The organism is Gordonibacter sp. An230, assembly GCF_002159915.1.
Lineage (GTDB): Bacteria > Actinomycetota > Coriobacteriia > Coriobacteriales > Eggerthellaceae > Rubneribacter.
On the sequence record NZ_NFJP01000001.1, the window covers coordinates 82,352 to 108,710 of the forward strand.

Here is a 26,359-nt window from a genome sequence, read left to right on the forward strand (position 1 = left end):
AGCGCTTGCCAAGAACCGGGGACAACCATAGAATGCCGTGCGAAGCGATGCAAGAGACAGGTTGACCCGTTTTGCCCATCGTTGGACGGATCGGTCGAAACTGTCCATGTTCGAATCGGCTGCGGTTATGGTCGGGTCAAAATCGGGCCAGGGGGGTTGGGATGAAATACGACGTGACGAAAAAGCCCACGCGCGGGGCGCAGCGCACGCTCGATGCGTTCTCCCGTGCGCTATTGGAGCTGGTGGCCGAGCAGCCGTTCGAGCGGGTGACGGTGAACGAGCTGTGCCAGCGTGCGGGGTATCCGCGCGCGACGTTCTACAACTACTTCGATGACAAGTTCGATCTGCTGAACTACGGGTGGTCGCGTGTCGTTGCGCATCTGCGGGCGAAGGAGGACCCTTCGATGGGCGCGGAGGAGAGCCTGCATGCGCATTTCGACCGCGCTTACGACCTCTGTGCCGCCCATCTCGACGTGGTGAGGCGCACGCTTGCCTGCAACGAGGATTCAGGCTATCTGCTCAGCTGCCTGCGCGGCATCGTGCGCGCCGAGGTGCGTGCCGCCATGCGCGCCTGTCCGGCACGTATGGCGGGACCGGTGCCGACCGGTCTGGTTGCCGATCATTTTGCCAACACGCTGCTCCTCGTGTTGGAGTGGAGCCTTTTGGGCGACCGTCCCTGCACGAAGGTCCAGGCTCATAGCCACCTGCATCATCTGCTGGCCGGCGTGTGAGCGCCCCGTCATTTGGCTCGCGGAGGAGCGCTGCCGGCGCGCCCGCTGCGGGCAAGGCAGGCTGCGTATCGGGGGGCGCGGGGTGGGGCTGGCGTGGACGGCTGCGCATGGGGAGGAGCGGGATCGGCGGGACAGCTTTGCATGGGGGATTGGCGGGATTGGCGGGGCAGTTGCGCATTTCGGCATTCTGCACATAGCCGCCCGCTCCGCGTCAGCTTCGCCGTGCGTCTGATCGTCACTGCGACATCGCGCCGTGCACCGTCATCGTTGCAGCATCCTGTCACGCATCTGCCCGTCGCCGTGGTATGCGTCGCATGCCCGCTACCGTTGCGGCGTCCTGTCGCGCGCCTCGAGGGTGTCGTCCGCTCCGGCGAGCGCCGCCCGCTCCTCCGCTGCGACGCGGTGCGGCAAAGTGCGTGATGTCGGCCTCGTTTTTTGCCGCATTCCTTCGCCGCGCTGTATCATGCGCACGTAAGAAGTGCGCGACGCCGGCGCGGTCGGTCCGGCTGCGTTCTCGCATGCGAAAGGAGGCGGTGGCGAATGGCGGTAAGGCAAGGCGAGCTGGTGGCACGTTGCCCCTATGTTTCCAAGGTGCAGGCGGTGGTGGGCGGCAGATGGAAGATCGAGCTGCTGTACTATATCGGCATCAAGGGCGTGCGGCGTTTCGGCGCTATCAAGCGCTGCGTCGGAGGCATCTCCGATTCGACGCTTTCCAAGCAGTTGCGAGAGCTGGAGCGCGACGGCCTTATCTCGCGTCACGACTTCGGCGAGATGCCGCCACGTGTGGAGTACCGCCTCACGCCGCGCGGCGAGGGCTTTGTTCCCGTGTTGGAGGCGCTGCGCGAGTGGGGAGAACGGGAGTTCGCCGAGGAAGAGCCGTCGTAGGCGCCTGTGCGCGGCCCGACGCGGTACAATAGGGGCGATGGCTCCTGCGCATCGGATGTTGCATGTGAAACACCTGATCGCTGATAGGGGCGCGCTGCCGGTCGGAGCGTGCGGCGGCATTGCGTGGAAAGCGGCGCGGGCAGTGCGCTCGGGAGCGTCGCGCGAAACGAGTCGCGCGAGTGCGTCGTTTGGAAGCCATCGCACGGGATATGCCGCAGGGAATCGCCGCGCAAAATGCGCCGCGCGGAAGTCGCCGCACGGATGCGCAGATCCCTGGGGTTTTGGCGCGCGGGCTGCGCGGAAGGGGCGTGCGGAAGGCGCCACGTAGACGGGCAGCGCGGTTGAAAGGATTTTCGGGAAGGAACGCACATGGTTTGTGAAAAGGGTAAGCCGGTGGTGGGCATCATCATGGGAAGCACGTCGGACATGCCGGCGATGGAGCCGTGCATGCAGCAACTGGAGGAGTTCGGCGTGCCGTACGAGGTGAAGGTGGCAAGCGCGCACCGCAAGCCGGCCGAGGTGCACGAGTGGGCGAGCGGCGCGCACGAGCGCGGCATCCGCGTCATCATCGCGGCGGCGGGCAAGGCGGCGCATCTGGGCGGCGTCGTGGCGGCCTACACTCCGAACCCGGTGATCACCGTTCCTATGAAGACGAGCGACCTCGGCGGCCTCGACTCGCTGCTGTCGATGGTGCAGATGCCCAGCGGCGTGCCGGTGGCGTGCGTTGCCATCAACGGCGCGAAGAACGCCGCTATTCTGGCTGTGCAGATGCTGGGCACCGGTTGTGATGGCGCGCGCCAGAAGATTATCGACTTCAAAGCCGCGATGGCCGAGGCGTAAGCAACGCGGAAGCACGTGCGCCTTTGCGGTGCGCTCGGCGGGCGGCGCATGGAAATCGTCCGAGGGAGGGCGAAGACGCCCGGATACTCGCCGAGCGCCGTGCGGGAAGGAGCAGTTCCCGCTGAGAGGCGTGCGGCAAAAAGAGGCCGCCCTCAGGGTTGCGTGCGGAAAGCGGCATGGCCCTCTTTGAGGAGAGTCGAGTGATTGGGGGCAGATATCCGCCAGCTTGCGCGGAGGTTGCGCGATGCTTTTGGCGGGCAGCGTGCGAGAGCGCCGAAGCGCGCAACGTCGTAGCACGGAGTCTTCCGAGATGCATGGTGTCCGGTGTCCGCGCGAAGTCGTTACGAGAAGTCGTTATGGACGGAAGCTTGCGCGCGGGTGGTTCCGATGTGCGGCTCGGGTCGCGCTGATGCGGAAGAGCGGCTGCGTCCAAGAGGCCGATCACTTTGGCGATGTCGGTAGCACGGTGCGGCTGCGGTGGGTGCGGGGCGCGGAGACGTGCGGTTTGACCGCGCCCCGTCGAATGTCGCGACCTTTGGCGCAGCGCTTGCGGATGATCGCGAGCTTGGTTAGTCGCCGAACTCGAAAAGGTCGCTCAAAAAGTCGCCGCGTCGCTTTTTCTTGTGGTGCTCGCGGTAGTCGTCATCGTATCGAGGATGTTTGTCGAAACGCTTTTCCGAGCGCCGGTAGCCTTCATCGTAGCCCATCGGTTGCGTATGCGGGGCGGCGGTGGGCGCCGAAGAGCGCTCGATGATCTTGTCCAACTCGCCGCGATCAAGCCAAACGCCGCGACATTGTGGGCAATAGTCGATTTCGATTCCTTGGCGCTCGCTCATAACCAGGTCGACATTGCAGAGAGGACATTTCATGCGATACCTGCTTTCTCTCGAATCGCTGAGGCGTAGAGAAATGGTACCGAAATCTCGTCTGCATCTCTGCATGCCGCAGAAACCGTTACTTCGATTTGACAATCTCGAACTCCGTCAAGCGCCGTCTTGCGTGCTTTTTCGCGCGGCGGCATCCTCGGGCTGCGAACGTTCGCCGGCTCTTTTTCGGTCTGCGCTTCGTCCGCATGCCCAGCAAGCCCCTTTCGCAGATGTCTTCTGGCGGCTTCAGGTGCTTTTGCTATCATGGCGGAAACGATGTTTCACGTGAAACATCCGTTCAGGTGACGAGAGTGGGGCGGGCGAGGGCAATGGCGAAGAAGCTGCTGATGGGCAACGAGGCGTTCGCGCATGCGGCGCTGGAGGCGGGCGTGCGCGTGGCGGCGGGGTATCCCGGCACGCCGTCGTCGGAGGTTATCGAGACGATCGCGAAGCTGCACGCTGCCGGAAGCGCGCGCGGCGTGCATGTGGAGTGGTCGACGAACGAGAAAGCTGCGCTCGAGCTTTTGGCCGGTGCGTCATACGCCGGCGCGCGCTGCTTGTTCACGTGCAAGCAGGTGGGGCTGAACGTGGCGAGCGACGCTCTCATGAGCCTGAACTACGTGGGCGTGAAAGGCGGCCTCGTGCTGTTCGTGGCCGACGATCCCGGCCCCATCTCGTCGCAGACCGAACAGGATACGCGCCGGTTCGCCTCCTTTGCAAAACTGCCGGTGCTCGACCCTTCCACGCCTGAAGAGGGCTTCGCCATGGTGAAAGCTGCGTTCGATCTGTCCGAGCGTTACGGCACGCCCGTCATCGTGCGGCCCACGACGCGCATCTGCCACGCTTCGACGTTCTTCGAGGTGGCCGACGTCACCGAAGCGCGTCCCGTTCCCGATGAGGGTTTCGTGCGCGATTCCAAATGGGTGATCTTCCCCCGGCGTGCATGGGAGGCCCATGGCGAGATCAACGAGCGGCTGGGGCTGATCGCGCGCGATTTTTGCGCGGATCCCGTTTTGGCGGCGTTCAATGCGCTTGTTGAGATGCCGGAGAGCGGCGCGGCGAAAGAGCATGCTGGGGCGGAAGAAGGCGGTAGTGCGGAAGAACTCGGCGCGATGCAGGAATCCCGCGCGGAGAAGGCGCACGTCGCCGCGGAAGGACGCGCTGTTGCGGAAGGGAGTGCCGTTGCGGGAGGGGTCCATGCGGAGAAGGCGTGCGCCGCAATGGGCGTTCCGCACGAAATGCCCGCCGACGAAAAAGCCATTCGCGAAGGAAGCGCCCTTCGGAAGGACGCCGCCGAAAAAAGCGGCAGCGAATCGGGGACCGATGGAGAAGCTGTTGGCGATCCGCGCGTGGGCATTCTTGCGGGGGGCGTGTCGGCGGCATACGCGCGCGAGGCGCTGCGGATGTTGGCCGAGCGCGTTGCAGCGGGCATAACGGTCGCGGTGGGTGCGACTGCTGCAGCAGGCGCGACGGCTGCTGCGGCTGTGGCGGACGCAACGGTTGCAGCTTCGGCGGCGCCGGCAACAGGCGCAGCGGTTGCCGCTGCGGATGCACAGCCGTCGTCGGAGGCGGCGTCCGTCGTGTTGCCAGCGTTTCGGTTCATGCAGGTGGGAACGCCGTACCCCTTCCCCGAAGACGCGGTGGCGCGCTTCGCCGAGGGCTTAGAGCGCGTGCTGGTGTTGGAAGAGCTCGATAACGTGCTGGAAGATGGCTTGCTGGTGCTGGCGGGCAAGGGTCGCGCGGCATGCGAGGTGTGCGGGCGGCTGACCGGTGACGCGCGTGACCGCGGTGAGAACGACGTGGACGACATCGCGCTCCGCATCGCACGCTTTTTGGGCGCTGATGCGCTCATCTCGAGCACGTCGGATGTTTCACATGAAACATCCCCATCCGTTTCCCCTCTGCCTTCTTCTGTATTGCCTGCCTTCGCGGCATCCGATCCCGGTTCCTCATCGTCTTTCAAGGCTTCCGACGGGCGGGTTGCGAATGCCGTTCCTATGCTCGCGTCCGCATCCAATTCCGCATCGTCTTTCGTTGCAGAACCGCTTGCTCCCCCTTGCAGCGCATCCGTCGCGGAAGCGGATGCGGCGACTGTTGCGGTTTCTGTAAATTCAGCGCCCTCGGCCCCTCCGGCGCCCGCCATGGCTTCGGAGGCCGCTGCGCCCTCGGCATGCGCTGGACCTTCGGTGCCTTCCGCGCCCTCGGTGGTCATGGCATCTTCGGACATCCTTGCGGCCGATTCCGTTTCGGCTCTTCGTGCGTCCGCTGCGCGCTCATGCGGAGAGGGCGCAGCGGACGCGTTTGACGCGCCTCTTCCCGTGCGTCCTCCGGTTCTGTGCGCAGGCTGCCCGCATCGCGGCAGCTTTTACGCGGTGAAACGTGCGCTTGGGAAAACGCCCGCCGTGCTGTGCGGCGACATCGGCTGCTACACGCTAGGCAACGCCAAACCGCTCGATGCGGTGGACACGTGCTTGTGCATGGGCGCGGGCATCACGATGGCGCAGGGCTTCGCCGTGGCAGAACCGCAGAAGAAGCACGTGGCGTTCGTGGGCGATTCCACGTTCTTCGCCAGCGGGCTGACCGGCATCGTGAACGCCGTGTACAACGGCCACGACATCACCGTGTGCGTGCTTGACAACGCCACCACCGCCATGACCGGTTCGCAACCCCATCCCGGTACGGGCGCAACGCTGATGGGACCGCGTCGCGCGCCGTTGTCCATCCGGCGCGTGCTCGAGGCCTTCGGCGTCGAATGTATCGTGCGGGCCGATCCGCTCGACCTCGCTGCGGCCGAAGAGGCGGCGCGCGAGGCGCTGTCGTTTGAGGGTCCGTCGGCCATCCTGTTCGAGAGCCCGTGCGTGCAGCTGGTGCGCCCCGGCGCTCCGGCGCAGGTGGACGCGGATGTATGCACAGGCTGCAAGAAGTGCATCACCGCGATCGGCTGTCCCGGCATCGGCTTCGATGCGGACGCTCGCGGCCCGAGGAGCCGCGAGCGCGGTCAGGCGTTCGTGGACGTGAGCCTCTGCAACGGCTGCGGCCTTTGCGTGCAGGTGTGTCCGTTCGGCGCGCTGGGAATTCCCGTGCTGCAAACAGACGTTTTATGCGAATCATCCGATGGGAAGGCGCTGGGTGCTTCGTCGGATTTGTCGATTCGGTGTCAGCCAGCGGAAAAGCTTGCGGTGGAAAGTCCTGCTTCGGCAAATGGGAGCGCGGCGGAATGCGAGATCGCCGTACGGACGTCGATGGAAGACCTGTCAGTGGGAAACCTGTCGAAAGGATCGTCGATTGGGAAGCTGCCGACGGAGAAGCTTCCATCGACGGGGAAGATGCGGACGGAAAGGGGCTTTCGTGCGTAACGTGCTGTTGACGGGCGTGGGTGGGCAGGGAACCGTTCTTGCGGCAAAGGTGCTGGCTCAGGCTGCGCAGGAGAAGGGCTGGCAAGTGCGCACGGCCGAAACGATCGGCATGGCGCAGCGTGGCGGTAGCGTGGTGTCGCATGTGCGAATGGGCGATGCGAGTGAGGAGGTGCTCGCACCGTTGGTGGCGCATGGCACGGCCGATCTCGTCATTGCGTTCGAGCCGGCCGAAGGCGCGCGCGTGCTTTCGTATCTTGCGCCTGATGGCGTGCTGGTTTCCGCCACCACGGCTATACAGCCGGTGACGGCGGCGTTGTCGAACGAGCCGTACCGAGGAGAAGAGGTGGTGATCCGTTTGAACGCGCTTTTGAACGACGGTACCGCGCGGCGTTTTGTGGCGGTAGACGACGAGCGTATCCTACGGCAGACGGGCGGTCGCAAGGCGCTCAACACCGTGTTGCTGGCGTGTGCGCTGAACACAGGAAGGCTTCCTCTGACCCTCGACGATCTGCGCCGTGCGATCTGCACGTGCGTGAAACCCCAGTTCGTCGATATCAACTTGGCTGCTATCGCCGCTGCGGTCTCGTGATGACGCTTCCACAGCATGTGCATCGAAGAGCGAAACGGCGCGGCCATCCCAGGGGGTAGCAACAAGTTCGCAAGCTGGTTGCGCGAGTGAGCGCAACTCGCTTTCGAGCGTTTCGTTCTTTGATAGGCTTCCCTTCATGCTTGCTTGTGGTCGCCATCGGCCGAACGTTCTCGATGGGAGGGTGCCTGTCCTTGAGCGACCATGACCCGTCGTGATGCGCTACTTCGATCTGGCATGCCCGTATGATAGCCGTTGCAGTGGCGCTCACTACGGATTGGTGCGCTCGCAAGATATCTGAAATGAGAGCAATCCCTTCGTGACGTTGCCCAATCGGGCGCCTCATTTGTCGTGTCCGAAAAAGAGTGAGGTGGCTGATGGGCGGATGCGAACCGCTTGCAAACATAGAGCAGACCGAAACCGTACGCCTCTCGGTCGCAAAGGGCTTCGCTCGAGCATAGAGGGCAAATCTCGATCCGGGGTGGGGAAGGCGCGAAAGCGACGGTTTCCGAGCGAGGCGAGCCTGGTTTGCTTGACGTTTCGTGCGGTGGGGGGGGGGCTTTCGCAGCTTCATTATTGAAGTCGTCTGTCCTCGTGATTCGTTTGCGTGTCGTGCGCCTCTTTGTTGGGCGCACGACGAGGACCGCACGCCCCACGCGATGTCCACCGTCCTTTTAATGCCGACACAAAGCGTGCGGCGAAGACGGGGATGCACATATCATACGTTTTCCCATCAAAGTGCCGATGAGAATTCGAAGGGTCAAGAAACGCGGGAATCCAAAAAAGCATTACTTACTGTTCGTTTATTGTGCGCTTGCTAAATCAAAACGTTTGGCATAGCATAGCGGAGATTATATTCGTGCACATCACAAGTAATTCGAACCATGTGACGCCATTTTCGGAAAAGAAAGGAGGAGGAGATGCCTGCGTTCAGAAAGGCAACCGCCGTGGCGCTCTCCGTCGTGTTAGCGCTGGGCTTCGTCCCGGCCCAGGCACTCGCGAAGATTGATGTAGGGGGGGGGGTACTAGCTTCGTTCAATGAGTCTCCGTCCGAGACCCCTGCGGTAAACAGTGACCTTCAGGACGGTACAGAGGTGGATTCTGCACCTGAGGGAGGCGATGCCGCAACTGGAAAGGACACCCCCTTGTTCCCCGATGGAGAGGATGCCGCTGAGGAAGTGCCGTCTTCTGCGGCGCAGGGGCAACAGGACGCTATCCAAGGAGGGGGTGCGATCGATCCCGTTGAGGAACGGAGTCTTCAAAGTGCCGGGGCGTCCGAAGCTCAAAGCGCCGTGGAGCCTGACGTGGGTTCGGAAGAGGTTATAGCTAAAAGCGATTCCAGAATTGATGAACTGAAATGCGAGTTCGAAGATGGCCACCTCATTATCAAGGGCGGTAGGTGGAGGGGTGTCTGGCCGGTTGTCTTTGACGAAGGACAAGTGCTCTCTATAACCATCGAAGACACCGTTACCTCTGGTACGGGTAACTTTGATTATCTGTTCGCCGGTTTCTCTTCGCTCACCAGGATTGAGGGGCTGGAGAATCTCGATATGAATAGCGCCTATTCTTGTACCAGCATGTTTCAAGAGTGTGAAGCTCTGACATCCGTAAAAGGCGTCGAGGACTGGGACGTCTCCAATGTGACGAGAATGGACGCGATGTTTAAGGGCGACCTTGCCTTGGAGTCCCTCGAGCCCCTGAGAAAATGGGACGTCTCCAATGTGACAAACATGATCGAGATGTTCAGCGGATGTTCGTCCGTGACATCCCTCGAGCCCCTGAGAAAATGGGACGTCTCCAATGTGACAGACATGAACGTTATGTTCAGCGGATGTTCGTCCGTGACATCCCTCGAGCCCCTGGGAGAATGGGACGTCTCCAATGTGCAGCTTCTAAACGACATGTTCGACCGTTGCACGGCCTTGACGTCGCTCGAGGGCCTTGAGAAATGGAAAGTCCAAAATGTGATATCGGCGCACAGGTTGTTCAATGGCTGCACGGGATTGACCTCCGCCGAGCACATTGCCGATTGGAAGATGCCGAATAATCCCACGATGTTAAATTTTTTTAACAATTGCTATTCGCTCGAGAGAGTTTCGCTGTCCATGAACCTAGAGAAGAATGTCGGGAACCACGAGGGCTTCTTTTCTGGCTGCAAGAGTCTCTGGATGGTTGAAGTGGGCGAAGGCGGAGTAGCGTTCCCTTCCGATGCTGCAGATATCGGACTCTCGGGCCTGTGGGCGAGAGGTGCCGATGCGGATGCCGCCTACGACTCCTTCGAGGTGCTCGACGCCAATGGCATTGCTGGCCTCCCCGATCAGTCGGGTACGTGGGTGCGTGTGCCCGACATCACCAGTTATGAAGTATCGGGCCTTTCCGATCCCAGTGAAGGTACGGAGCTCGACCGTGACGTGGCGGTTTCCGTCAAGCAGCGTTCCTTCCAGAGCGCTTCTCAGCTGAACGACTCTCAGCAGAACGACTCGACGCTTTGGCATGGTCCCGATCCGGTCGTGGAGTCTGTTGAATGGCATGTCGGCGGTATCGATGGTGAGCTCGTACCCGAGGGCGAACCGGCTGACGCATCGAAATCGTACACCGCTCGCATCAAGATATCTATTCCGGCTTCGACTGCTGAGAAGGAACGCACGAATGTGACCCTCGATGGGGCTCAGGCCGATTACGTCATAGAGGGCCGGTCGATTCTCATTACCAGATCGTTTCCTGCGACTGCGGCAGATGTGGACGTAACGCTCGACATCTTTGATGAGATTGTGAGTGTTTCGGGTGACGTTGCAGCTCCCTCCGACATTTCTGTTGAGGGTCTGCCCATGGGCGTCGAGCCCGACTGGAAGTTTAATGGAAAGGACGGCTGGTTTTTCAGCCTGGCTCCTGCGCTCGACTCGGATGAGTGGAAGGCCCAGGGCGACGTGCATCACGACTTGAGCCTTTCCGGCATCGGCAATTCAGGCAAGCTTTGGTCGCAGGATTTGGCTGTTCACGGGCGTCCTGCCGCTCCGCAGACGGTTTGCACGCCGGCGGTGGGTTCGGCTTCGGGCGATCCCGGTGAGGGCTCGATATCGTTGCCTGACGATCAGCAGGGCCGTACCTACCAGTTCAGAGAGGTCGGCAATGGGTCGTGGGCCGAGTGGCCCAAAGAAGTGGTATCGGTTGCGGCCGGCTCCTACGAGGCTCGTGTCACCCCCGTTCAGGTGGACGACCATGTGGGCTGGGCTGCTTCGGTGCCCGCATCTGCCGAGGTTAGCCAGATCTGGCCGGTCTCGTTGTCCTTCGTCGATGTCGCTACCGATGAGCCGCTTGGCACGGAGCCTGTGGGTGTACTGCGCGACGATGGGTCGGTCAGCTATGATGGTAAACCTAGTGACGGGCTGGTTACGGAGGGTCTTGGCTCCAAGCTCCCGGTGTTCTTTGAAGGTGAGGGTACGTTCGAGGTGCCCGGCTACGATATCGTCCGCATCGAGTGGAATATTCAGGAAGGGGAATCTCGCATCCTGGAAGGCGACGATCTTACGGAGGCCCTCGCAGGAGCCGGCCCCGCTGCGGACGGTCCCGTCGAGGCGAAGTACTATCTTAAGGAGCGTCGCTACGACGTGTCTTGGATCGTAAACTTCGACAAATCGTCTACTGACGGAGAGGAGCCTAAGGGTTCGGTCGATCCCGGCATCCCATCCGTTCAAAGCGTGGGGTGGACCGAAGAGACGCGCTGCGAGCTTCTGGTCGACCTGAAAGGGAGTTCATCGTACTGGAACCCCGACGACCCCACGTGGGTCGAAAAATACTTCCCCGACCTTGAGCCTGGCGATAAGCCTATCGATCCCACCGAGATCAGCTGGGGATCGTACGTGCGCGACCCTTGGGTGTTGCACCTTGCCGACGGAACCACTCGCCCCTTCCAGGTGGCTAGCTCCCTTTCCGTGATTGCGGAGGGGGGTATCTCGCCAGCCGATTTCGGCACGTCGTCGACAGGCGAGGCTGTCACGTGGCGCACGATGGACGGACTGTCGTTCTCGGCGACCTATCGTCAGGCCGTAGGCGTCTATGCGGGCCGTTTCTCAATTCCCGAGGAGTATTCCGCGCCGGATTCCGATGGGCGCTACGGTCCCTTGAAGAATGGCAACGGCAACAACTCCCGCACCTCGGCCCTCGACCCTGGGGCGTCTTTTGGCGAGCCGCCGATCTTCGACGCAGGTGGTAGCGCACCCGACGCGCAGGGCCTTTTCCGTTCCAGCGCTCTGGTGTTTTCTGGCTACTACTTCGATGTCAACGAGAAATACGACTTGGACGGCGACGAGGGTGCCGAGCGTCGCTGGGCCGAGACCGACTCCTCCGGCCCGGTCACGGTCGAGGACAATTTGGCTGCGGCTTATGGCGAGCTGGTGGATTACGATCCAGATTCCTTCAAAGGCAGGCGTCCAATCTATATGGACTCTAAGGAGGGGGCCGGGCTGACGGGCGACCAGATTGCGGAGATAAAGCCGGAGGCGCTGTTCTCGCTGACTGCGCGCATTGAGGACGCTGGCCTGAAGTCATCGTTGTCCCTCGATGCTCCCGCCATAGAGGAGGGCGGGGCTTTGGACGGGGTGCTTTCGCTTTCGGCTCGCGACCTGTTCGACTCCGCTTCGGTTTCGGGTGCCAGCTCCGTTTCGTTCGAAGTGGGCCAGCCCTCGTTCACTCCGGACAAGGGCGACGGATCTTGGCTGCGCGCTTATGTCGCGAATGACGGGTACATCGGCACAGCACAGGATTCCGCTATGGTGTCTTTGTCGGTTCGCGGACTCAAGCAGGGTTCTTACGGCGGGACGCTGACCGTGCCCTACACCTACACCGATTCGATAGGTCGGACGCACAACCTTTCGCTTGAGCAGAGGATCGAGCTGGACGTCTATCCTGCCGGTGCCGTGACCGTCGCAGACGGCTGGGCTGTGGCAGCCCACCCCTACGCCACGACGACGGCGATGGCCTCCTTGGAGCTTGCCGATGACGCAGGGCTTGCCAAGGCATGCGGCCTGACCGTGTGGAAGGAGAATGGGGACGCTTGGGACGTTCAGGCCGCCGATTCCTATTCCTTCTCCGCCGAACCCTCCTCGCTCGCCGGCGCGGCGGCTGGCGTTCATGCCGTGCGCTTCGACGTGGTGCCAGGGACGGAGACGGCATCGCTGTCGGCTGCTGCCGACATCTCCCTCTTTGATGGGGGAGAGCCGAACCTGTTCTTCAACGATGCGGCTGTGACGTTGCCCGAGAAAGACGCTGAGGCTGCACTGGGCGACGCGGCGCTCGGCGTATGGCTTGCCGCCGAGACCGGCGCGAAGGCTTTCAATCCGGCAGAGAACTGGGCTGAGGTGCCGGTCGTCGTGTCCGATCCTTCGAATGTGAGGGATGCGGGTCCGGATGCTGTTGGCGGTCAGGCTTCCTTCGAGGCGTACTCGGTTGCTGGCGGTCCGGCGCACACGGCTTCGATTTCGTTCGTCAAGGCGCCGCTGCCTGCGGCACCCGTTCCGGGCAGCCAAGACGCTTCCGTCACCACCGATACGTCGCTGGCAGTGGGCGCTGCCTCATGGCGTGAGGCTCTTCCGGAGGGCTGGGCCGGTGCTGCCGAGAGTGGCGGTTACGCTCCGGGGTTGTCCTACTCCTGCGTGCCTTCGAGTGGCTCGCGTGCGGAGTCGGGCTCTCCGGCGTTCGAGGGGCTTGAGCCCAACTCCCGTCATGAGGTGAGCGCCTCTTGGACGCTCACCGATGAAGCAGCCCAGGTGTGGGAGGCGCCAGTGGAGCCTTCCGAGCCTGTTGTCGCTTGGACGCGTCCCTCGGCACCGGAATCGTCCGCTCTTCCTGCAGACGGGCTTGATGCGAGCTTCGATCTGACTGCCGGCACGCTTGTCCTCTCGGGCGGTCAACAAGGTGGTGCGGGCTATGCGACTGTGGCCCGCGCTGCCGATGGATCCGAGCTTTCCGATGGCAGTGCCGTTCTGGGTCTCGCTGGGGAGCAGCTGTCCATTGTGCGTGTTGGTTCGGAGAGCGGCTTGGAGTCGGAGTCCGTCGGGCTTGCGGTTCCCGAGCGTTTCGCGGTTCCCGCACCCTCGCTTTTCGAACCGCAGGGTTCCGACGGCCCGGCATATCTCGTCGGGTTCGATCCGGCTACTGCGGCTGCGGGGCTCTACCTTGCTCGCGTCGACGGTGGCGCATGGGAGCCGGTGGCTGTGTCCGCCGATGGAACGCTTGAGGTTACGCGTGGCCACAGTTGGGAGTTCATGATCGCCGGCGGTGTGGTCGACGGTGTGCCGCGCTTCTCGTCAGAGACGTCGGTTTCCGTGGCGGTTCCCGGTGCGACCGATCCCAATGAGCCGACGGATCCTGGCGAGCCTACGAACCCCGGCGGCTCCAACGGCCAGGGTGGCCAAGGCAGCCAGGAGGACGGGTCTACGAACTCCGGCGATTCCGATGCCCAGGAGGTGCAGGGTGGTGGACAGGCTCAGGCCGCTCTGGTGCGGACGTCCGACTCTGCAGCGCCTGCCGCGTCCTTGGCGGCCTCTGTCGCCGTGGCAGCCTTCGTCGGCATGATCGCGGCTACGTGGACGTCGCTGCGTCGGCGTGGCGGCGAGAAGTGAGAACTTGAGCACTGCGTCCGAAAACGAAACGAGGGGCCCGGCGATGCCGGGTCCCTCGTTTTTCGCTGCGGCGCTTCATGCTCTTTCTGGGGGTATTGCGCAGCTGCTGAACCTGTGGCGCAAAGCCGGGCTCTCGTTCCGAGCGACACGCTCTCAGTCCTGCTCCTGCGGCGCCTCTCGGCACCATCCTGCGCGAAGGGCTTTTCAAGTTCGCGTTACAGCTGACGGTGATCCGTGCGCGCGAGACGCTTCGGATGCTGCGGTCTGATCGATGCCGTTCGATCCTCGCGTCGAGGCATGAGCGAAGGCGCGGAAAGAGTCATGCAGGGGAGGGTGAGCAGCGAGGGGCCGGGACGCCTCTGTGCAACGCGTCTTTCTCTTTGCATTCGCGATCCCTTCGCTTACAATGATGCGCATGGTGAATACATTCGACATCCGCATCCTTCAAGCCGTGCCCCAGGGCTCGGCCGGTCGATGGCCCTTGCTTCAAGACTCGCGCAAGCGAGCTTGAAGCGCTTCCACGCCGCATATCCGCGCGCAAATGGCCCATTATGCCCATCGCCTTGAAGGAGGTTTGCCATGGAGCTTACGCCCAAGCAGTTCGACCTCGTCAAAGAGCAGTTCAGAACGCTTAAAGATCGCTCCCCTTTCTACGCTGAGAAGTTCGCGGACATCGATTTGGCCGATGTCCAAACTCAAGAGGATTTCGAGAAGCTGCCGTTCTCCGAGAAGGACGACCTGCGTCGTGCCTATCCGCTCGGTTTGCAAGCTGTGCCTGATGAAGAAGTCGTGCGCATCCACAGCTCCAGCGGAACCACGGGTACGCCGGTCATCATCCCCTATACGCAGCAGGACGTGACCGACTGGGCTGTTCAGTTCGCACGCTGCTACGAGACGGCGGGAATCACGAATGCCGATCGTATCCAGATCACGCCCGGTTACGGTTTGTGGACGGCGGGTATCGGCTTCCAGTTGGGCGCCGAGCGCCTAGGAGCGATGGCTGTGCCGATGGGGCCCGGCAACACCGAGAAGCAGCTGAAGATGATGCAGGACTTGAAGTCCACCGTGCTGTGCGCCACCAGTTCTTACGCGCTGCTTTTGGCGGAAGAGATCGCAGAGCGCGGAATCCGCGACACGCTGCACCTGCGCAAGGGCGTCATCGGCAGCGAGCGGTGGGGCGACAAGATGCGCCAGCGCATCGCCGGTGAGCTGGGTGTGGAGATCTTCGACATCTACGGCCTGACCGAGGTGTACGGCCCTGGCATCGGCATTTCGTGTTCCGAACATCACGGCATGCATGTGTGGGCTGACTACGTGTACGCGGAGATCGTCGACCCGGCGACGGGCGCCCCCGTGCCCGACGGCGAGGTGGGCGAGCTAGTGCTCACCACGCTGCGCAAGCAGGGCGCGCCGCTCATCCGCTACCGCACGCACGACCTCACGCGCATCATCCCCGGCGACTGCACCTGCGGCTTTGGGCATCGTCACCCGCGCATCGACACGCTCACCGGCCGTACCGACGACATGTTCAAGGTGAAGGGGTGCAACATCTTCCCCGCGCAGGTGGAGGAGGTCATCGCCGCCACCGACGGCACGAGCTCGGAGTACCAGGTGATGATAGAGAACATCAGCGGCAAGGACGTGCTCACCGTGCTGTTCGAGACCCCGCTCGACGGCGAGGCGAAAACCCGCGCCGAGGAGGAGCTGGCTCTCATCTTCAAGGCGAAGTGCGGCTGCACGCCGGATGCCAAGGGCGTCCCCATGGGCGAGCTGCCCCGTTCGGAGAAGAAGACCAAGCGCATCTTCGACAGCCGGTATTAGTTCCGTTTGCCTCCGGCAAACGGAACCAGCCGACGCTGCGGCCGGCTGAGGCACCCGATCTTCGCGCGATCCCGGAGGCTCGCGTACCAAAGTACGCGTCGCCTCCGCGATCCCACGAATCTCGGGCACCTCAGCCGGCCTCGCTGACTTACTACGCCAACCTGCGAGCCCATCATGCGCCCTCCGGGCGCATGGCCGGGGCGCAGCGCCGCGGCCAACCAACCTGTGCGGCCGTTTTCACGCCTGCGGCGCGAAGGCCGCCCTGCGGGCGGCCGACGACGGCTCCCCCGTGGCTTTGCGCCTGTCGGCGCGAAAGGGCGCTCTGGCGGCGCCCTGCCCAACCTGCGAGCCTGTGCGCCGCGACGAGCTCGAGCAGATCGAGGCGCCCTGCCCAACCTGCGAGCCCGTTATGCGCCCTCCGGGCGCATGGGCGGACTGCTTCGCTCCCGCCCGATCAACCTATGTGCCCCGAATGTTTCACGTGAAACATTCGTTCGTTAGCGAGAGAATCGAGACGGCCCGCTCACTTTCTCGCTCGCCGAGGCGCTTTACTGTGGTAGAGTATGCGCATGCATTCTGCGAGGGGACATATCTTCGTCGACGAGCGTTGGCGCCTCGAGCTGGCCGTCGCGGCTGCATGCCGCGCCTTCGCGCCGCGCGATTCCGAATGCCTCGCCCCGATGCCTTCTCCGCTCGATCCCGAATGCCATGCGTCGTCTTCCTTGCAGCATACGAGGGTCCATCAGGGCGACAGGATCTATTGCGCCCTTCCTTATTATTCCTATCGATACCTCTAGCACATGGGTTTGCCCGTGGTGCTGCGACGTGTCGGAGCCCGGCACGCCGCGCCCGCAGCCGGCAAGGTCATGTGCGCCACTGCGCGGGCTCGTTCCTTCAGCCGTCGAAAAGTTTCATATGAAACTTTTGTTCTTAAATATCAGTATATTGTGGTAAATGTTTCACGTGAAACATTTGTACGATCATTTGATGATGCGGCAAGGGTCTCACCTGAAACAAGCTGGAGCAACGGCCCGCACTCCAACGGAAAGCGAACGCGGGCGGGGCAGCCCGCATGAGACGATAGGGAACTACCGATGATCGAAAAGATATGCATGGTGCTCATTTTCGTGGGCGTGGCGGTGGGCGTGGGCATCTACTGCCGACGCCACGCCGGCACCGTCGACGGGTTCATCCTGGGCGGGCGCAACATGGGGCCGTGGCTCTCCGCTTTCGCGTTCGGCACGAGCTACTTCTCCGCCGTCATCTTCGTGGGCTATGCGGGGCAGTTCGGCTGGAAGTACGGCATCGCGGCCACGTGGATCGGCATCGGCAACGCCATCCTGGGCAGCCTTCTGGCCTGGTGGGTGCTCGGCCCGCGCACGCGCGAGATGACGCACCGCCTGGGCGCGTCCACGATGCCCGAGTTCTTCGGCGCGCGCTTCCAGTCGAAGGGTTTGCGCATCGCAGCCGCGGCCATCATCTTCGTGTTCCTCATCCCGTACACGGCGAGCGTCTACAACGGCCTGTCGCGGCTGTTCGGCATGGCGTTCGGCCTGCCGTATGAGTGGTGCGTCATCGGCATGGCGGTTATCACCTGCATCTACGTGGTGCTGGGCGGCTACATGGCCACCGTCATGAACGACTTCATCCAGGGCATCGTCATGCTGCTGGGCATCGTGGCGGTCATCGTGGCGGTGCTGGTGAACAACGGCGGCTTCACCGAGGCCATCACGTCGCTTTCGCTCATCCCGGTCGAGGGCAGCGAAATGGCCGGCCCGTTCGTGAGCTTCTTCGGGCCGAACCTGCCCGACCTCATCGGCGTCATCATCCTCACCAGCCTGGGCACGTGGGGCCTGCCGCAGATGGTGCAGAAATTCTACGCCATCAAGAGCGGCCCGGCCATCAAGCAGGGTGCCATCATCTCCACGGTGTTCGCCCTGATCGTGGCGGGCGGCAGCTACTTCCTGGGCGGGTTCGGCCGCCTGTACGGCGGGCAGGTGGAGATGACGGCCGCCGGCACGCCGGTGTACGACTCCATCATCCCCACCATGCTGTCCACGTTGCCCGACCTGCTCATCGGCATCGTGATCGTGCTGGTGCTGAGCGCGTCCATGTCCACGCTGTCGTCGCTCGTGCTCACGTCGTCGTCCACGCTCACGCTCGACCTCATCAAGGACAACCTGGTGAAGAACATGAGCGAGAAGAAGCAGCTGTCGTACATGCGCGTGCTCATCGTGGTGTTCATCGTCATCTCGGCGGTGCTCGCGCTCGTGCAGTACAACTCGTCCATCACGTTCATCGCGCAGCTCATGTCCATCAGCTGGGGCGCGCTGGCCGGATCGTTCCTCGGCCCGTTCTTCTGGGGGCTGTTCTCCAAGCGCATCTCGCGCCCGGCCGTGTGGGCCAGCTTCATTGTGGGCGTGGGCCTGACCACGGGCAACATGATCGCCGGGTTCGTGGGCACGGCGTTCATCGCCAGCCCCATCAACTGCGGCGCCATCGCCATGGTGCTGTCGCTGATCATCGTGCCGCTGGTAAGCCTGTTCACGAAGCGCGTGGACTTCGAGGTAGACCCGCCGCGCGTGGAAGGCGCCATCGATCGCGAGTACGAGCAGGAGCTGGAAGCGGAATAGGGTTGCACCGTTACGCCATGCGAGGGAGGGCGCGCGTATCCAGCGCATGCGGACGTCTCGCTCGCGTGGATCGCATCGTCTGGGCGCATGGCGGGATGGCGCCCGCATGTGCGGCGCGTGCGGGCGCGTTGTCGTTGTGCGGCATGGCCGAGGCGGCGTGATAGGCGGCATCCGCAATCTCGGAGCGGCTATGTTCGGGGTGAGCGCTCGAGCATGGCCGCTCCGTGTGCTCATCGAGCAAACGGGTGTTTCACGTGAAACATTGGTTCTTGTGGCCCTCATTCGAAGAAGGTTGAGTCGGACGGAAGGCCCACCCGCCTAGCCTGCATCTCAGACGAGCTCCGACCGCTTCGCTCGCTTCCCAGGAGTTTCTCACGTGCTCTCCATTTGCTCCGAGGGACCCGCTATGAGCTCCAGCTGTTTTCGAAGGCCTCCTAATGGGTCGGTGCCCGTTTGATCAGGCGATCCTGTCAAAACCTGCCACTCCCTTTTTCAAAATCTCATTTACTCTCCGTTTGCTTCGAGGGCCCATTTTGGTTTCCTCGTCCGCATTTTGGAAACGTGATGCGATATGGCAAGCTCTGGAACAGGGAATACGCGGAGGGTGCCTTCATGGTCTCGATAAGGTTTCGCTTGCTCGCCATTTGCTTTTCGCTGGAAGAACTTGGGTAGCGTTGTGAGAAAAGAACAATTTGGCGACAGCAGTGCAACGAACGCTATACTATCGAATGCTCGTGCTGCCCTCCCGTAATCGTCAAAGGTTCTTTCATGCTGCTCACGCTGCTGTCCATATACTTTCCTGCTCTGGTGTTCGGGTTCCTGTTCGTCAAGAACTACATCAAGGAGCCACGCCAGTTCCGCAACTCCCTGTACTTTTTGCTATTGTGCCTGTTCGGACTGTGGGGGTTGTCGGTTCAGCTTGATACGCCGTGGCTCGTGCTGCTGGCATTTGCAGCCATCCCCTTTGGCACGGTGGCCTTTGTCGTGTTCCTATTGGCGAACGCCTTTGTGATGGTGAGGCGTGAAGGGCTTTCCCTCTCGCATCTGCTCCCGGCTTTTCTTGCGGTTGGCATCATAGCCGCTTGCGTGGGCGTGCCGTTGCTCATGCTGGTGCCGGCTCCTGGCGTCGTTGTTGCGCTTGCGCTGCTGGTGGTGATGGAGGGGTCGTATCTGGCATTCACGTTCACAGCTTTGCTTCTGTATTCGTGGCTGTATCGCAGGTTGCCAAAGCGTCGCGATTACGATTACATCGTGGTGCATGGCGCAGGTCTTTCGGGAACAAAACCGACGCCGCTTCTAGCTGGTCGTCTCGACAAGGGCGTTGAGTTGTGGGAAGCCGATGGCAAACGAGCGGTCATCATCGTCTCGGGCGGCCAAGGACCCGACGAGGAGATCCCTGAATCCACCGCTATGAAGGCGTATCTTGTGAACGAGCGCGGCGTGCCCGCCGATGCCGTTATCGAAGAGGATCGCTCCACTACCACAATGGAGAATCTGCGAAACAGCAAGGCCATCATGGACGCGCGTTCCGGTGCTGGTGCCTATCGCTCTGCTGTGGTGACAAGCGATTTCCACGTGTTCCGCACCGCCGAGTACGCTCATAAGATCGGCCTTGTCGCCGACGGCGTGGGCAGCAAAACGGCGCGATACTTCCGCCCTTCCGCGTTCATCCGGGAGTTTGCGGCGGTGACCAAAGCTCATCTGTGGCCGATCATCCTGATTTTCGTGCTATGGCTTGTGCCGTCAGGGTGCTCACTGCTAGCACGCTGACGCCCCTTTCATCTCGCTGCCCTCTCGCGCAGGCTCCGTGCGCATTGAAGCGCGCTGTGCGGCGGCTCAGAGACGCGCATCCGTCGAGTGTAGGGGCATGGCTGCAAGCGCGGCCAACGGGGCGGATCGTTGCGGGTGCGGAGCGAGGCATTCGCTATGGCCCCGCAGGAACCGCGCCTTCCGGTATCCATGGAAGGCGCGGTTCGAAGCACTCGAGCCATCCGAAATCGCACTCATTTGTCGTTCAGGCACTTATCACGCGGGAAAGTGGGACGTCGTGATGGTCGCGCGGGACGGACCTTACGCGCTGCTCTACGAATGCCACGCCCACAGCAAGCGCGTCGGGACGTAGCTTGGGCAGCAGACGATCGTAATTGCCACCCCCGTACCCTAAGCGACCACCCATTCTGTCGAACGCCACGAGGGGGACTGCAACGAAGTCGAGATCGCGCGGTTCTGCAAGCGCGTATCCTGCGCTGTCAAGCTCGTCGGAGGAGAAGCAGCACAGCGGGTGGGAGAGGAAGGCCCTGCGCGCATGCGACATTCGCTCGGGCGGCACGCGGAAAAACTCCATGCGTGGCTTCTGCTGGGAGCGGTCGCGCACCATGCAGGGGAAGCAGACCGTCCAACCGCGAGTTTGCATGTCGCGCACGAAGGCATCGAGGTTGACTTCGCTGCGCATGGCTGCATATGCTGCAACGAGGGGTGGGCTCTCTGCCGCACCCTTGGCCTCGCATGGGCAGAAGGCTTTCGCCAGACACGCTAGATCGCGGCAGATCTTCTCGCTTCTGCGTGCGCGCTCTTCCTCGGGGATGGCATCGCGTCGTTCGAGGACCGCCGCGCGCATGAGTGACTTGTCGTTCATGGCAAGAGTATACCACCGGCCCCTCTGCCGCGAAGGCGTGCCCTTCCTCATCGGATTGGGCGTTCCGTGTGAAGCGTCAGGCGAAAGGAGGCACGGAGATACCGTTCTCGGTCGAGCAACCTTTGCTGTGCGAGCCCCTTGCGTGTGCGAGCCCCTTGTTTTTGGCTGGACGGCTTTCCAAGAGGGGCGCTCTCCGCCAAGGTGCTCTCCGCTAAACGGGCGGGCATCTTCGAAAACTTCCACGACAAACTACTTCGGTCGGGCGCGCCGTCTCGTTTGGCCGATCGATCTTCTTGGGCGCATCTCCTCAGGTGGACATCTTCTGCCAGGTGAGCGACCACCGTCGGGAGCGTTTCCCTCACTCGGTCGGGCGCGCTTTATCGGTGGTTAGCCCATGTGTGGATTCCTCCGACGAAAGGCTATGCGACCGCCTCGTGGTAAGATCGGGCTTCGAAACGCGGGCCACAGCTTGATGCCGGGGGCGCCGTACAGCGCCAGATTGCACAAACGTAACCGTTGCAATTCGATTTGACCTGCAAACCTGTCTTTGACCTTGCTATAATCGAACTACATTGGGTACACTCGAACCACCTTGAAACTTCGGCCTCGTTTGCGGGGTTGGAGGAGCAAAACGACGCTGCTGCAGCGTCGTTTTGTTGTATCAAGGGAAAAATGATTTATATACTCATATATAAGTGAAAAAGTCACCGGATAACAGACCGGTGGTGAGACAAAGTAAGGAGACAGCAGTGCAACTGAAGGCATCAACCGATTATGGTATGCGCACCATCTTGTACTTGGCTGCGCAGGGAACCACCTGCTCGTCGAAGGACATCGCCGAGGACATGTCCATACCGCGCGACTACCTCATCCAGCTTGCGCAGCTATTGCGCAATGCGGGCATCATCGAAGCGCGCCCGGGCAAGCACGGCGGCTATCGTTTGGCGAAGGAGCCTACCGACATAAGCATACTCGAGATCATGGACGCGCTCGACGAAGATGCCAAGCAAACCACGCGCGCTCGTCGCAATGCGCGCAAGGACAGCTCCATGGTGCAGGGCGTTAAAGAGGCCTACGACCTGATAGGGGAGAGCATGAGCGCGTTTTTGTCCAGCATTACCGTGCAGATGATGCTGGATTGCGTTCGCGACGGGGAGAGCAAGTACGTTTTTCTCTCCAAGCGTCTCGAGGAAGAGAGCCGACGCCTGGCTGCCAAAGCCGAATAGCCTCGCTTTGCTGCGTCGACGCCTCGTTGATGCCCGCTCCTTGGCTTCTCCACCTTCGCGTAGATTTGCCTGGTCCCACTCTGTGCTAATGCAAGGAACGAAAGCGCGCGGACGTGCGAGCGAAGGTGCTCGCCGCTCCGGCGGCGTGCCGACCGAACGGGCAGTGCACGGCGGGGGTCGAGGGTTCGAGCGAGGGCTTTCGCCGCGCCCTCGCTCGAACCCTCATTCGATGCCGAGCACCTGCATGACCAGCAGGGCCGCCGTCAATACGGTGACGATGCCCACGGTCAGCCAGATGAGCACGCGCGAAACCAATCTCGAACGGTGTCCGCCCATGATGCGCTTGTCCGCAGCGATGATGGCCATGAATACCAGCAGCACCGGCAGCACGAGGCCGTTCACGAACTGCGCCGTCAGCATGACTCCCATAAGGTCGATGCTCGGCACGAGCACCACCACGGCCGAAAACGCGATGACGAACGTGAAGATGCTCTTGAAAAGCGGCGCCTCGCGCCATTTGAAGGACACGCCCGCTTCCCAGCCGAACGCCTCGCAAATGACGAACGCCGTGGTGAGCGGCAGCACGCATGCGGCCAGAAACGACGCAGCGACCAGCCCGATGGCGAACAGCGCTTCGGCATAATGCCCTGCAAAAGGCGCGAGGGCGCGTGCGGCATCAGCTGCCGATTCGATCTCGATGCCCTGCGGGAACAGCACCGATCCGGTCGTTACGATGATGAACCACGCCACAAGGCACGCGGCGATGGTGCCTGCCACCACGTCCACCTTCTGCGAGAAGAAATCCTTCGTCGAGACGCCCTTCTCGACCACGTTGCTTTGGTTGAAGAACATCATCCAAGGTGCGATGGTGGTTCCGATCATTGCTATGACCAGGGATATGAAGCTCGTCTCGCCGATGACGCGCGGTAAGACAGTGTGCTCGAGCGCAGCGTTCCAATCGGGCTGCGCCATGAACGCCGCCACCACGTACGTCACGAACACGAGCGACAGCGCCAAGAACACCTTCTCCGCCCTCTTGTAGCTGCCTCCCACGATGAGCAGCCACACGGCCACGGCGGCGACGGGTACGGAAAGGTACTTCGACACACCGAACATCTCCATTCCGCTTGCGATGCCCGCGAATTCCGAGAACGTGGTGGCTACGTTGCCGATGAGCAGCGCGAGCATGGCCAATGCTGTGAGCCGGATGCCGAAGCGTTCGCGGATGAGCGCGGCGAATCCTTTGCCGGTGACCGCGCCCATGCGCGCAGCGGTCATCTGCACAACGACGAGCAGCACGCACATAATGGGGATGACCCACAGCGTGGCGTAACCGAACTCCGCTCCCACGGTGGAGTACGTGGAGATGCCGCCGGCGTCGTTTCCGGCCATGGCGGTGACCACGCCGGGGCCGAGCGCTGCCAGAACAAGCCAGAGCTTGCTCGGACCCTTCTTCGGCGCAGCTTCGAGCGTGCCTGTCTCGGTGCCCTCTTCGCACGTTTTGCGGCGCACCTTATCCTCGCTCGCTTCGCTTCCGTTGCGCACGATGCGCGCGTCTTTTCCGTTTTCGTCCGAGCCGCGTGCGTTCGAGAAAACTGGGGAAGCGGCGTCGTGCGAGGGGCTTGTCCCGCGTTTCGCGTTCTCGATGCGTCCTGTTTGGAATGTGCCCCACTCGCGTTGGGCGCTGTTGTGTCCGATGCGGTTCTTGGTCGTCATGGCTACCTCCAAGAATAGCCGATGATCTGGAACAACGCGAGTGTGTACAGCGCGAGGAACAGCACGGCCGCCACGGCAATGCCCACGCCCTTGAGCACGTTGCGCTTCGTCTTGTCGCCGCTCACGTCCTCTTCGATGGCGTCCCAGGCGTCGTCGACGGTGACGATGCCCAGCATCATGTTGTGCTCGTCAACCACGGGCATGGCGGGAAGGTCGTACTTGAAGATGTCGGCTGCCACGTCCTCTTCCGTCTCGTCCGGCGGCACGGATATCACGTCGTCGAACATGACAGCGCTCACGCGTGTGGAGTCATCGGTGAGCACGAGGGTGCGCAGGCTCAGCACGCCCACGAACTCGTCGTATTCATTGAGCACGTACACGTAGTGCACGGTGGGATGGTCTTCGGGCAGCTCGCGCAGCACCTCGATCGTTTCGCCCACGGTGTCGTCGTCGTGCACGGCTACGAACTGCGTGGTCATCATGCCACCGGCCGTGCCGTCCTTGTAGCCTAGAAGGCGTCGAATCTCGGTGGCGTCCTCCATGCCCATGAGGCGCAAGAGCGTCTCCGCCTTTTCATAGGACAGGTCGCGCACGATATCGGCGGCGTCGTCGGGATCCATGTTGCCCAGAAGGCCTGCCGCGCGCTTGGTGTCGAGGTTCTCGATGAAGTCGGCCTGGTACTCGTCTTCCATCTCGGATATTGCCTCGGTGGCTTGCGCGTCGTCGAGGTGCTGGAAGACGTTGGCACGCTGCTGAGGGTCGAGCTGCTCTAGGATGTCTGCCACGTCGGCAGGGTGCAACTCGTCGAGGCGCTTGTGCGTGACCGACAGCTGCACTTCGGACAGGTCGCGGTCGAGCAGGTCCATGTAGTTCCAAGCGATGATCTGCTCGTCGATCTTCTTGCCGAACGCGCGCGCCACGGCCACAACGGCGCGCTCGAGCCATGGGGCCAATCCGCGCAAGATGCCGCGCGTGCCCACCTCCGCGCCCAAAAGGCGCAGTTGCGAGCCGGACACGGACAGCTTGAGATCGTTCACGCGCACAACCTTCATACCCTGGGTGTCCACGATCTGGCGGTTCATCAGGTCGCGGGCGAGCAGCACCTCGTCGGGCTGCAAATAGCTGAAGCGGATGTCGTGCGCGGGAACGCCGAGGGTGATGCCGTTCTCGTCGAACCCCTCGACGTACTTGCGCCAGGAGATCATGAACGGCACTTTGCCCGGCCCTTGGAAGGCCAGGCTTGTGATGCGGGGAAATACCTCGCCGGTGGATATCGCCAAATCGGAGATCGTGCCGATCTTCTCGCCCGTGGCATCCACGACAGGCTTTCCCGTCATTTGAGAAAGATAAAGCATGATGATGTCCCTTGCTGTGCGGAGCAGCCGCCCTCCGGCGGCCACAGCAAGGGTGCCGGAGGAGAGCTACTTACTGTGAGGTTTCGATTTTCGAACCTTCAAGTACGTTCCTTTCCTTGGCCAATAAAAAAACCGCACGTGCTGCTGCCAGTCGTTGCGGGTTCTCCATGCTGCGATGGTGCGTCGCAAGGGGTTCGAACCTTGCGGTGTGCCGACTCGTGGCATCGCCTACCTCGTCGTCAGCGACCAAAACCAGCGTGCATATGATACATGCAATCGTGCCGGAACGCAACGATAGTGCAGGAAAACGGCTGTATTTCATATGTTTGCGAAAAACGGCGATGCCGCGTCCCGCCGCTTCGGGAAGGCTTGCGAGTCGATTCGCGGGTCGTCCTCGATGCTGCCGGCCCTAGCTCAATATGCAACCGGCGCTTCGGGGAGCAATCGCGGTCTGCGAAGCAGGAGGCGGGTCCGTTCAATGATCGCCTCGGCGATCGGGCTTGTGAAAGGAAGGACGCTTTTCGCCGCCAATATTGCGTATGCCGTCCATGTCGCCGAAGCGGATTGTTTCGGGGAGGGAGGAGGTGAAGCCCGGCGGTCGCTCTTCCAATGCGCTTGCCGCAAAAGGCGCAACCGTCAGTGCGACCGTAACGGTGGATGTGCCGGTCATCAACGATCTTGCCATCTGTTTTGATGCGCGTTCGTCGAACATCAGGGCGGTAAATACGGCTTCGGCTTCGTCGGCAAAGTGGCGGGTGTCACCGAAAACGAAGAGGCGATAGCAAACGGAAGGATCGATAGGCCCTTTGTAAACGCCATTGCCTTTGACCTCTATACCGCAGCCCTCGTGAAGCGACTGCGCTTTGGCGAAGCGCTCGAAGACAGATTGAAGCCAGAACTGCAAGAATCAAAGGCCAAGAGCTTTCTTGTGATCGAAGATCCCCGGCCTTCGAGGGTGAAAATCAAAGAGATTGACCTCTCGATGGCGGCAGCTGCCGGGAGATCGAAACAGAGGTCTCTGACTTCATTGCAAGTAGGTTTTCCTCATCTGTCCCTGTCTTCTTCGGCTGGCATATGCTTCAAGTTGCG

The 26,359-nt window shown here is 62.0% G+C and carries 15 protein-coding genes; 10 read left to right on the forward strand and 5 right to left on the reverse strand.

Translation table 11 applies throughout. The features are described 5' to 3' along the window. Positions 1-161: 161 nt before the first annotated feature. From B5F40_RS00330 to purE, 3 genes are all read left to right on the forward strand, one after another. A complete protein-coding gene (locus B5F40_RS00330; protein WP_087192392.1) occupies positions 162-731 on the forward strand; it encodes a TetR/AcrR family transcriptional regulator in 570 nt (189 codons plus the stop codon). Positions 732-1,271: 540 nt separating this feature from the next. Further along, positions 1,272-1,616 (forward strand): winged helix-turn-helix transcriptional regulator, encoded by a 345-nt coding sequence (locus B5F40_RS00335; protein WP_087192393.1) that lies wholly within the window; start codon positions 1,272-1,274, stop codon positions 1,614-1,616. Between the two features lie 369 nt (positions 1,617-1,985). Further along, entirely contained in the window at positions 1,986-2,456 is a 471-nt protein-coding gene (gene purE, locus B5F40_RS00340; protein ID WP_087192394.1) for a 5-(carboxyamino)imidazole ribonucleotide mutase, read from the forward strand. 569 nt (positions 2,457-3,025) lie between these two features. Here the strand turns inward: purE and B5F40_RS00345 are convergent. Beyond that, the gene (locus tag B5F40_RS00345) at positions 3,026-3,325 is read right to left on the reverse strand and encodes a TFIIB-type zinc ribbon-containing protein (protein ID WP_087192395.1); all 300 of its coding nucleotides are present in this window, start codon (positions 3,323-3,325) and stop codon (positions 3,026-3,028) included. A gap of 326 nt (positions 3,326-3,651) precedes the next feature. Between B5F40_RS00345 and B5F40_RS16495 the strand changes: the two genes are divergently transcribed. From B5F40_RS16495 to B5F40_RS00385, 6 genes are all read left to right on the forward strand, one after another. Further along, positions 3,652-6,678 (forward strand): thiamine pyrophosphate-dependent enzyme, encoded by a 3,027-nt coding sequence (locus B5F40_RS16495; RefSeq protein ID WP_239442817.1) that lies wholly within the window; start codon positions 3,652-3,654, stop codon positions 6,676-6,678. Further along, positions 6,671-7,267: an indolepyruvate oxidoreductase subunit beta gene (locus tag B5F40_RS00360; protein WP_087192396.1), complete on the forward strand. Its 597-nt coding sequence runs from the start codon at positions 6,671-6,673 to the stop codon at positions 7,265-7,267. Before B5F40_RS16495 ends, B5F40_RS00360 begins: the two co-directional genes overlap by 8 nt. 917 nt (positions 7,268-8,184) lie before the next feature. Further along, positions 8,185-13,884, forward strand: a complete 5,700-nt coding sequence (locus B5F40_RS00365; protein WP_087192397.1) for a BspA family leucine-rich repeat surface protein — start codon at positions 8,185-8,187, stop codon at positions 13,882-13,884. A gap of 579 nt (positions 13,885-14,463) precedes the next feature. Next, complete coding sequence (locus B5F40_RS00370) at positions 14,464-15,705, forward strand: phenylacetate--CoA ligase family protein (RefSeq protein ID WP_087192398.1); 1,242 nt, start codon at positions 14,464-14,466, stop codon at positions 15,703-15,705. Positions 15,706-16,799: 1,094 nt separating this feature from the next. After that, entirely contained in the window at positions 16,800-18,338 is a 1,539-nt protein-coding gene (locus tag B5F40_RS00380; protein WP_087192400.1) for a sodium:solute symporter family protein, read from the forward strand. Positions 18,339-19,106: 768 nt separating this feature from the next. Next, a complete protein-coding gene (locus tag B5F40_RS00385; RefSeq protein ID WP_087192401.1) occupies positions 19,107-20,108 on the forward strand; it encodes a YdcF family protein in 1,002 nt (333 codons plus the stop codon). A 244-nt stretch (positions 20,109-20,352) separates the two neighbouring features. Here the strand turns inward: B5F40_RS00385 and B5F40_RS00390 are convergent, their stop codons facing one another. Continuing rightward, a complete protein-coding gene (locus B5F40_RS00390; protein ID WP_162610826.1) occupies positions 20,353-20,973 on the reverse strand; it encodes a 5-formyltetrahydrofolate cyclo-ligase in 621 nt (206 codons plus the stop codon). Between the two features lie 749 nt (positions 20,974-21,722). Here B5F40_RS00390 and B5F40_RS00395 point away from each other — a divergent pair. After that, positions 21,723-22,199 carry an RrF2 family transcriptional regulator gene (locus tag B5F40_RS00395; protein ID WP_087192403.1) on the forward strand — a complete coding sequence of 159 codons (477 nt, stop codon included), beginning with the start codon at positions 21,723-21,725 and terminating at the stop codon, positions 22,197-22,199. Positions 22,200-22,421: 222 nt separating this feature from the next. Here B5F40_RS00395 and B5F40_RS00400 read toward each other — a convergent pair whose 3' ends face one another. The 3 genes from B5F40_RS00400 to B5F40_RS00410 form a co-directional block, all read right to left on the reverse strand. Next, positions 22,422-23,915, reverse strand: coding sequence for an Nramp family divalent metal transporter (locus B5F40_RS00400; RefSeq protein WP_239442818.1), 1,494 nt, complete (start codon positions 23,913-23,915; stop codon positions 22,422-22,424). A 2-nt stretch (positions 23,916-23,917) separates the two neighbouring features. Then, positions 23,918-25,270 (reverse strand): magnesium transporter, encoded by a 1,353-nt coding sequence (locus tag B5F40_RS00405; RefSeq protein ID WP_087192404.1) that lies wholly within the window; start codon positions 25,268-25,270, stop codon positions 23,918-23,920. 475 nt (positions 25,271-25,745) lie between these two features. Beyond that, a complete protein-coding gene (locus tag B5F40_RS00410; protein WP_087192405.1) occupies positions 25,746-26,174 on the reverse strand; it encodes a hypothetical protein in 429 nt (142 codons plus the stop codon). Positions 26,175-26,359 lie beyond the last annotated feature (185 nt).

Excerpts from the sequence above, each read along its gene's own strand:
- B5F40_RS00390 (WP_162610826.1), bottom strand. The coding sequence starts at position 20,973 with ATGAACGACAAGTCACTCATGCGCGCGGCGGTCCTCGAACGACGCGAT.
- B5F40_RS16495 (WP_239442817.1), top strand. The coding sequence starts at position 3,652 with ATGGCGAAGAAGCTGCTGATGGGCAACGAGGCGTTCGCGCATGCGGCG.
- B5F40_RS00400 (WP_239442818.1), bottom strand. The coding sequence starts at position 23,915 with ATGACGACCAAGAACCGCATCGGACACAACAGCGCCCAACGCGAGTGG.
- B5F40_RS00330 (WP_087192392.1), top strand. The coding sequence starts at position 162 with ATGAAATACGACGTGACGAAAAAGCCCACGCGCGGGGCGCAGCGCACG.
- B5F40_RS00405 (WP_087192404.1), bottom strand. The coding sequence starts at position 25,270 with ATGCTTTATCTTTCTCAAATGACGGGAAAGCCTGTCGTGGATGCCACG.
- purE (WP_087192394.1), top strand. The coding sequence starts at position 1,986 with ATGGTTTGTGAAAAGGGTAAGCCGGTGGTGGGCATCATCATGGGAAGC.
- B5F40_RS00385 (WP_087192401.1), top strand. The coding sequence starts at position 19,107 with ATGCTGCTCACGCTGCTGTCCATATACTTTCCTGCTCTGGTGTTCGGG.
- B5F40_RS00380 (WP_087192400.1), top strand. The coding sequence starts at position 16,800 with ATGATCGAAAAGATATGCATGGTGCTCATTTTCGTGGGCGTGGCGGTG.
- B5F40_RS00365 (WP_087192397.1), top strand. The coding sequence starts at position 8,185 with ATGCCTGCGTTCAGAAAGGCAACCGCCGTGGCGCTCTCCGTCGTGTTA.
- B5F40_RS00335 (WP_087192393.1), top strand. The coding sequence starts at position 1,272 with ATGGCGGTAAGGCAAGGCGAGCTGGTGGCACGTTGCCCCTATGTTTCC.
- B5F40_RS00345 (WP_087192395.1), bottom strand. The coding sequence starts at position 3,325 with ATGAAATGTCCTCTCTGCAATGTCGACCTGGTTATGAGCGAGCGCCAA.
- B5F40_RS00370 (WP_087192398.1), top strand. The coding sequence starts at position 14,464 with ATGGAGCTTACGCCCAAGCAGTTCGACCTCGTCAAAGAGCAGTTCAGA.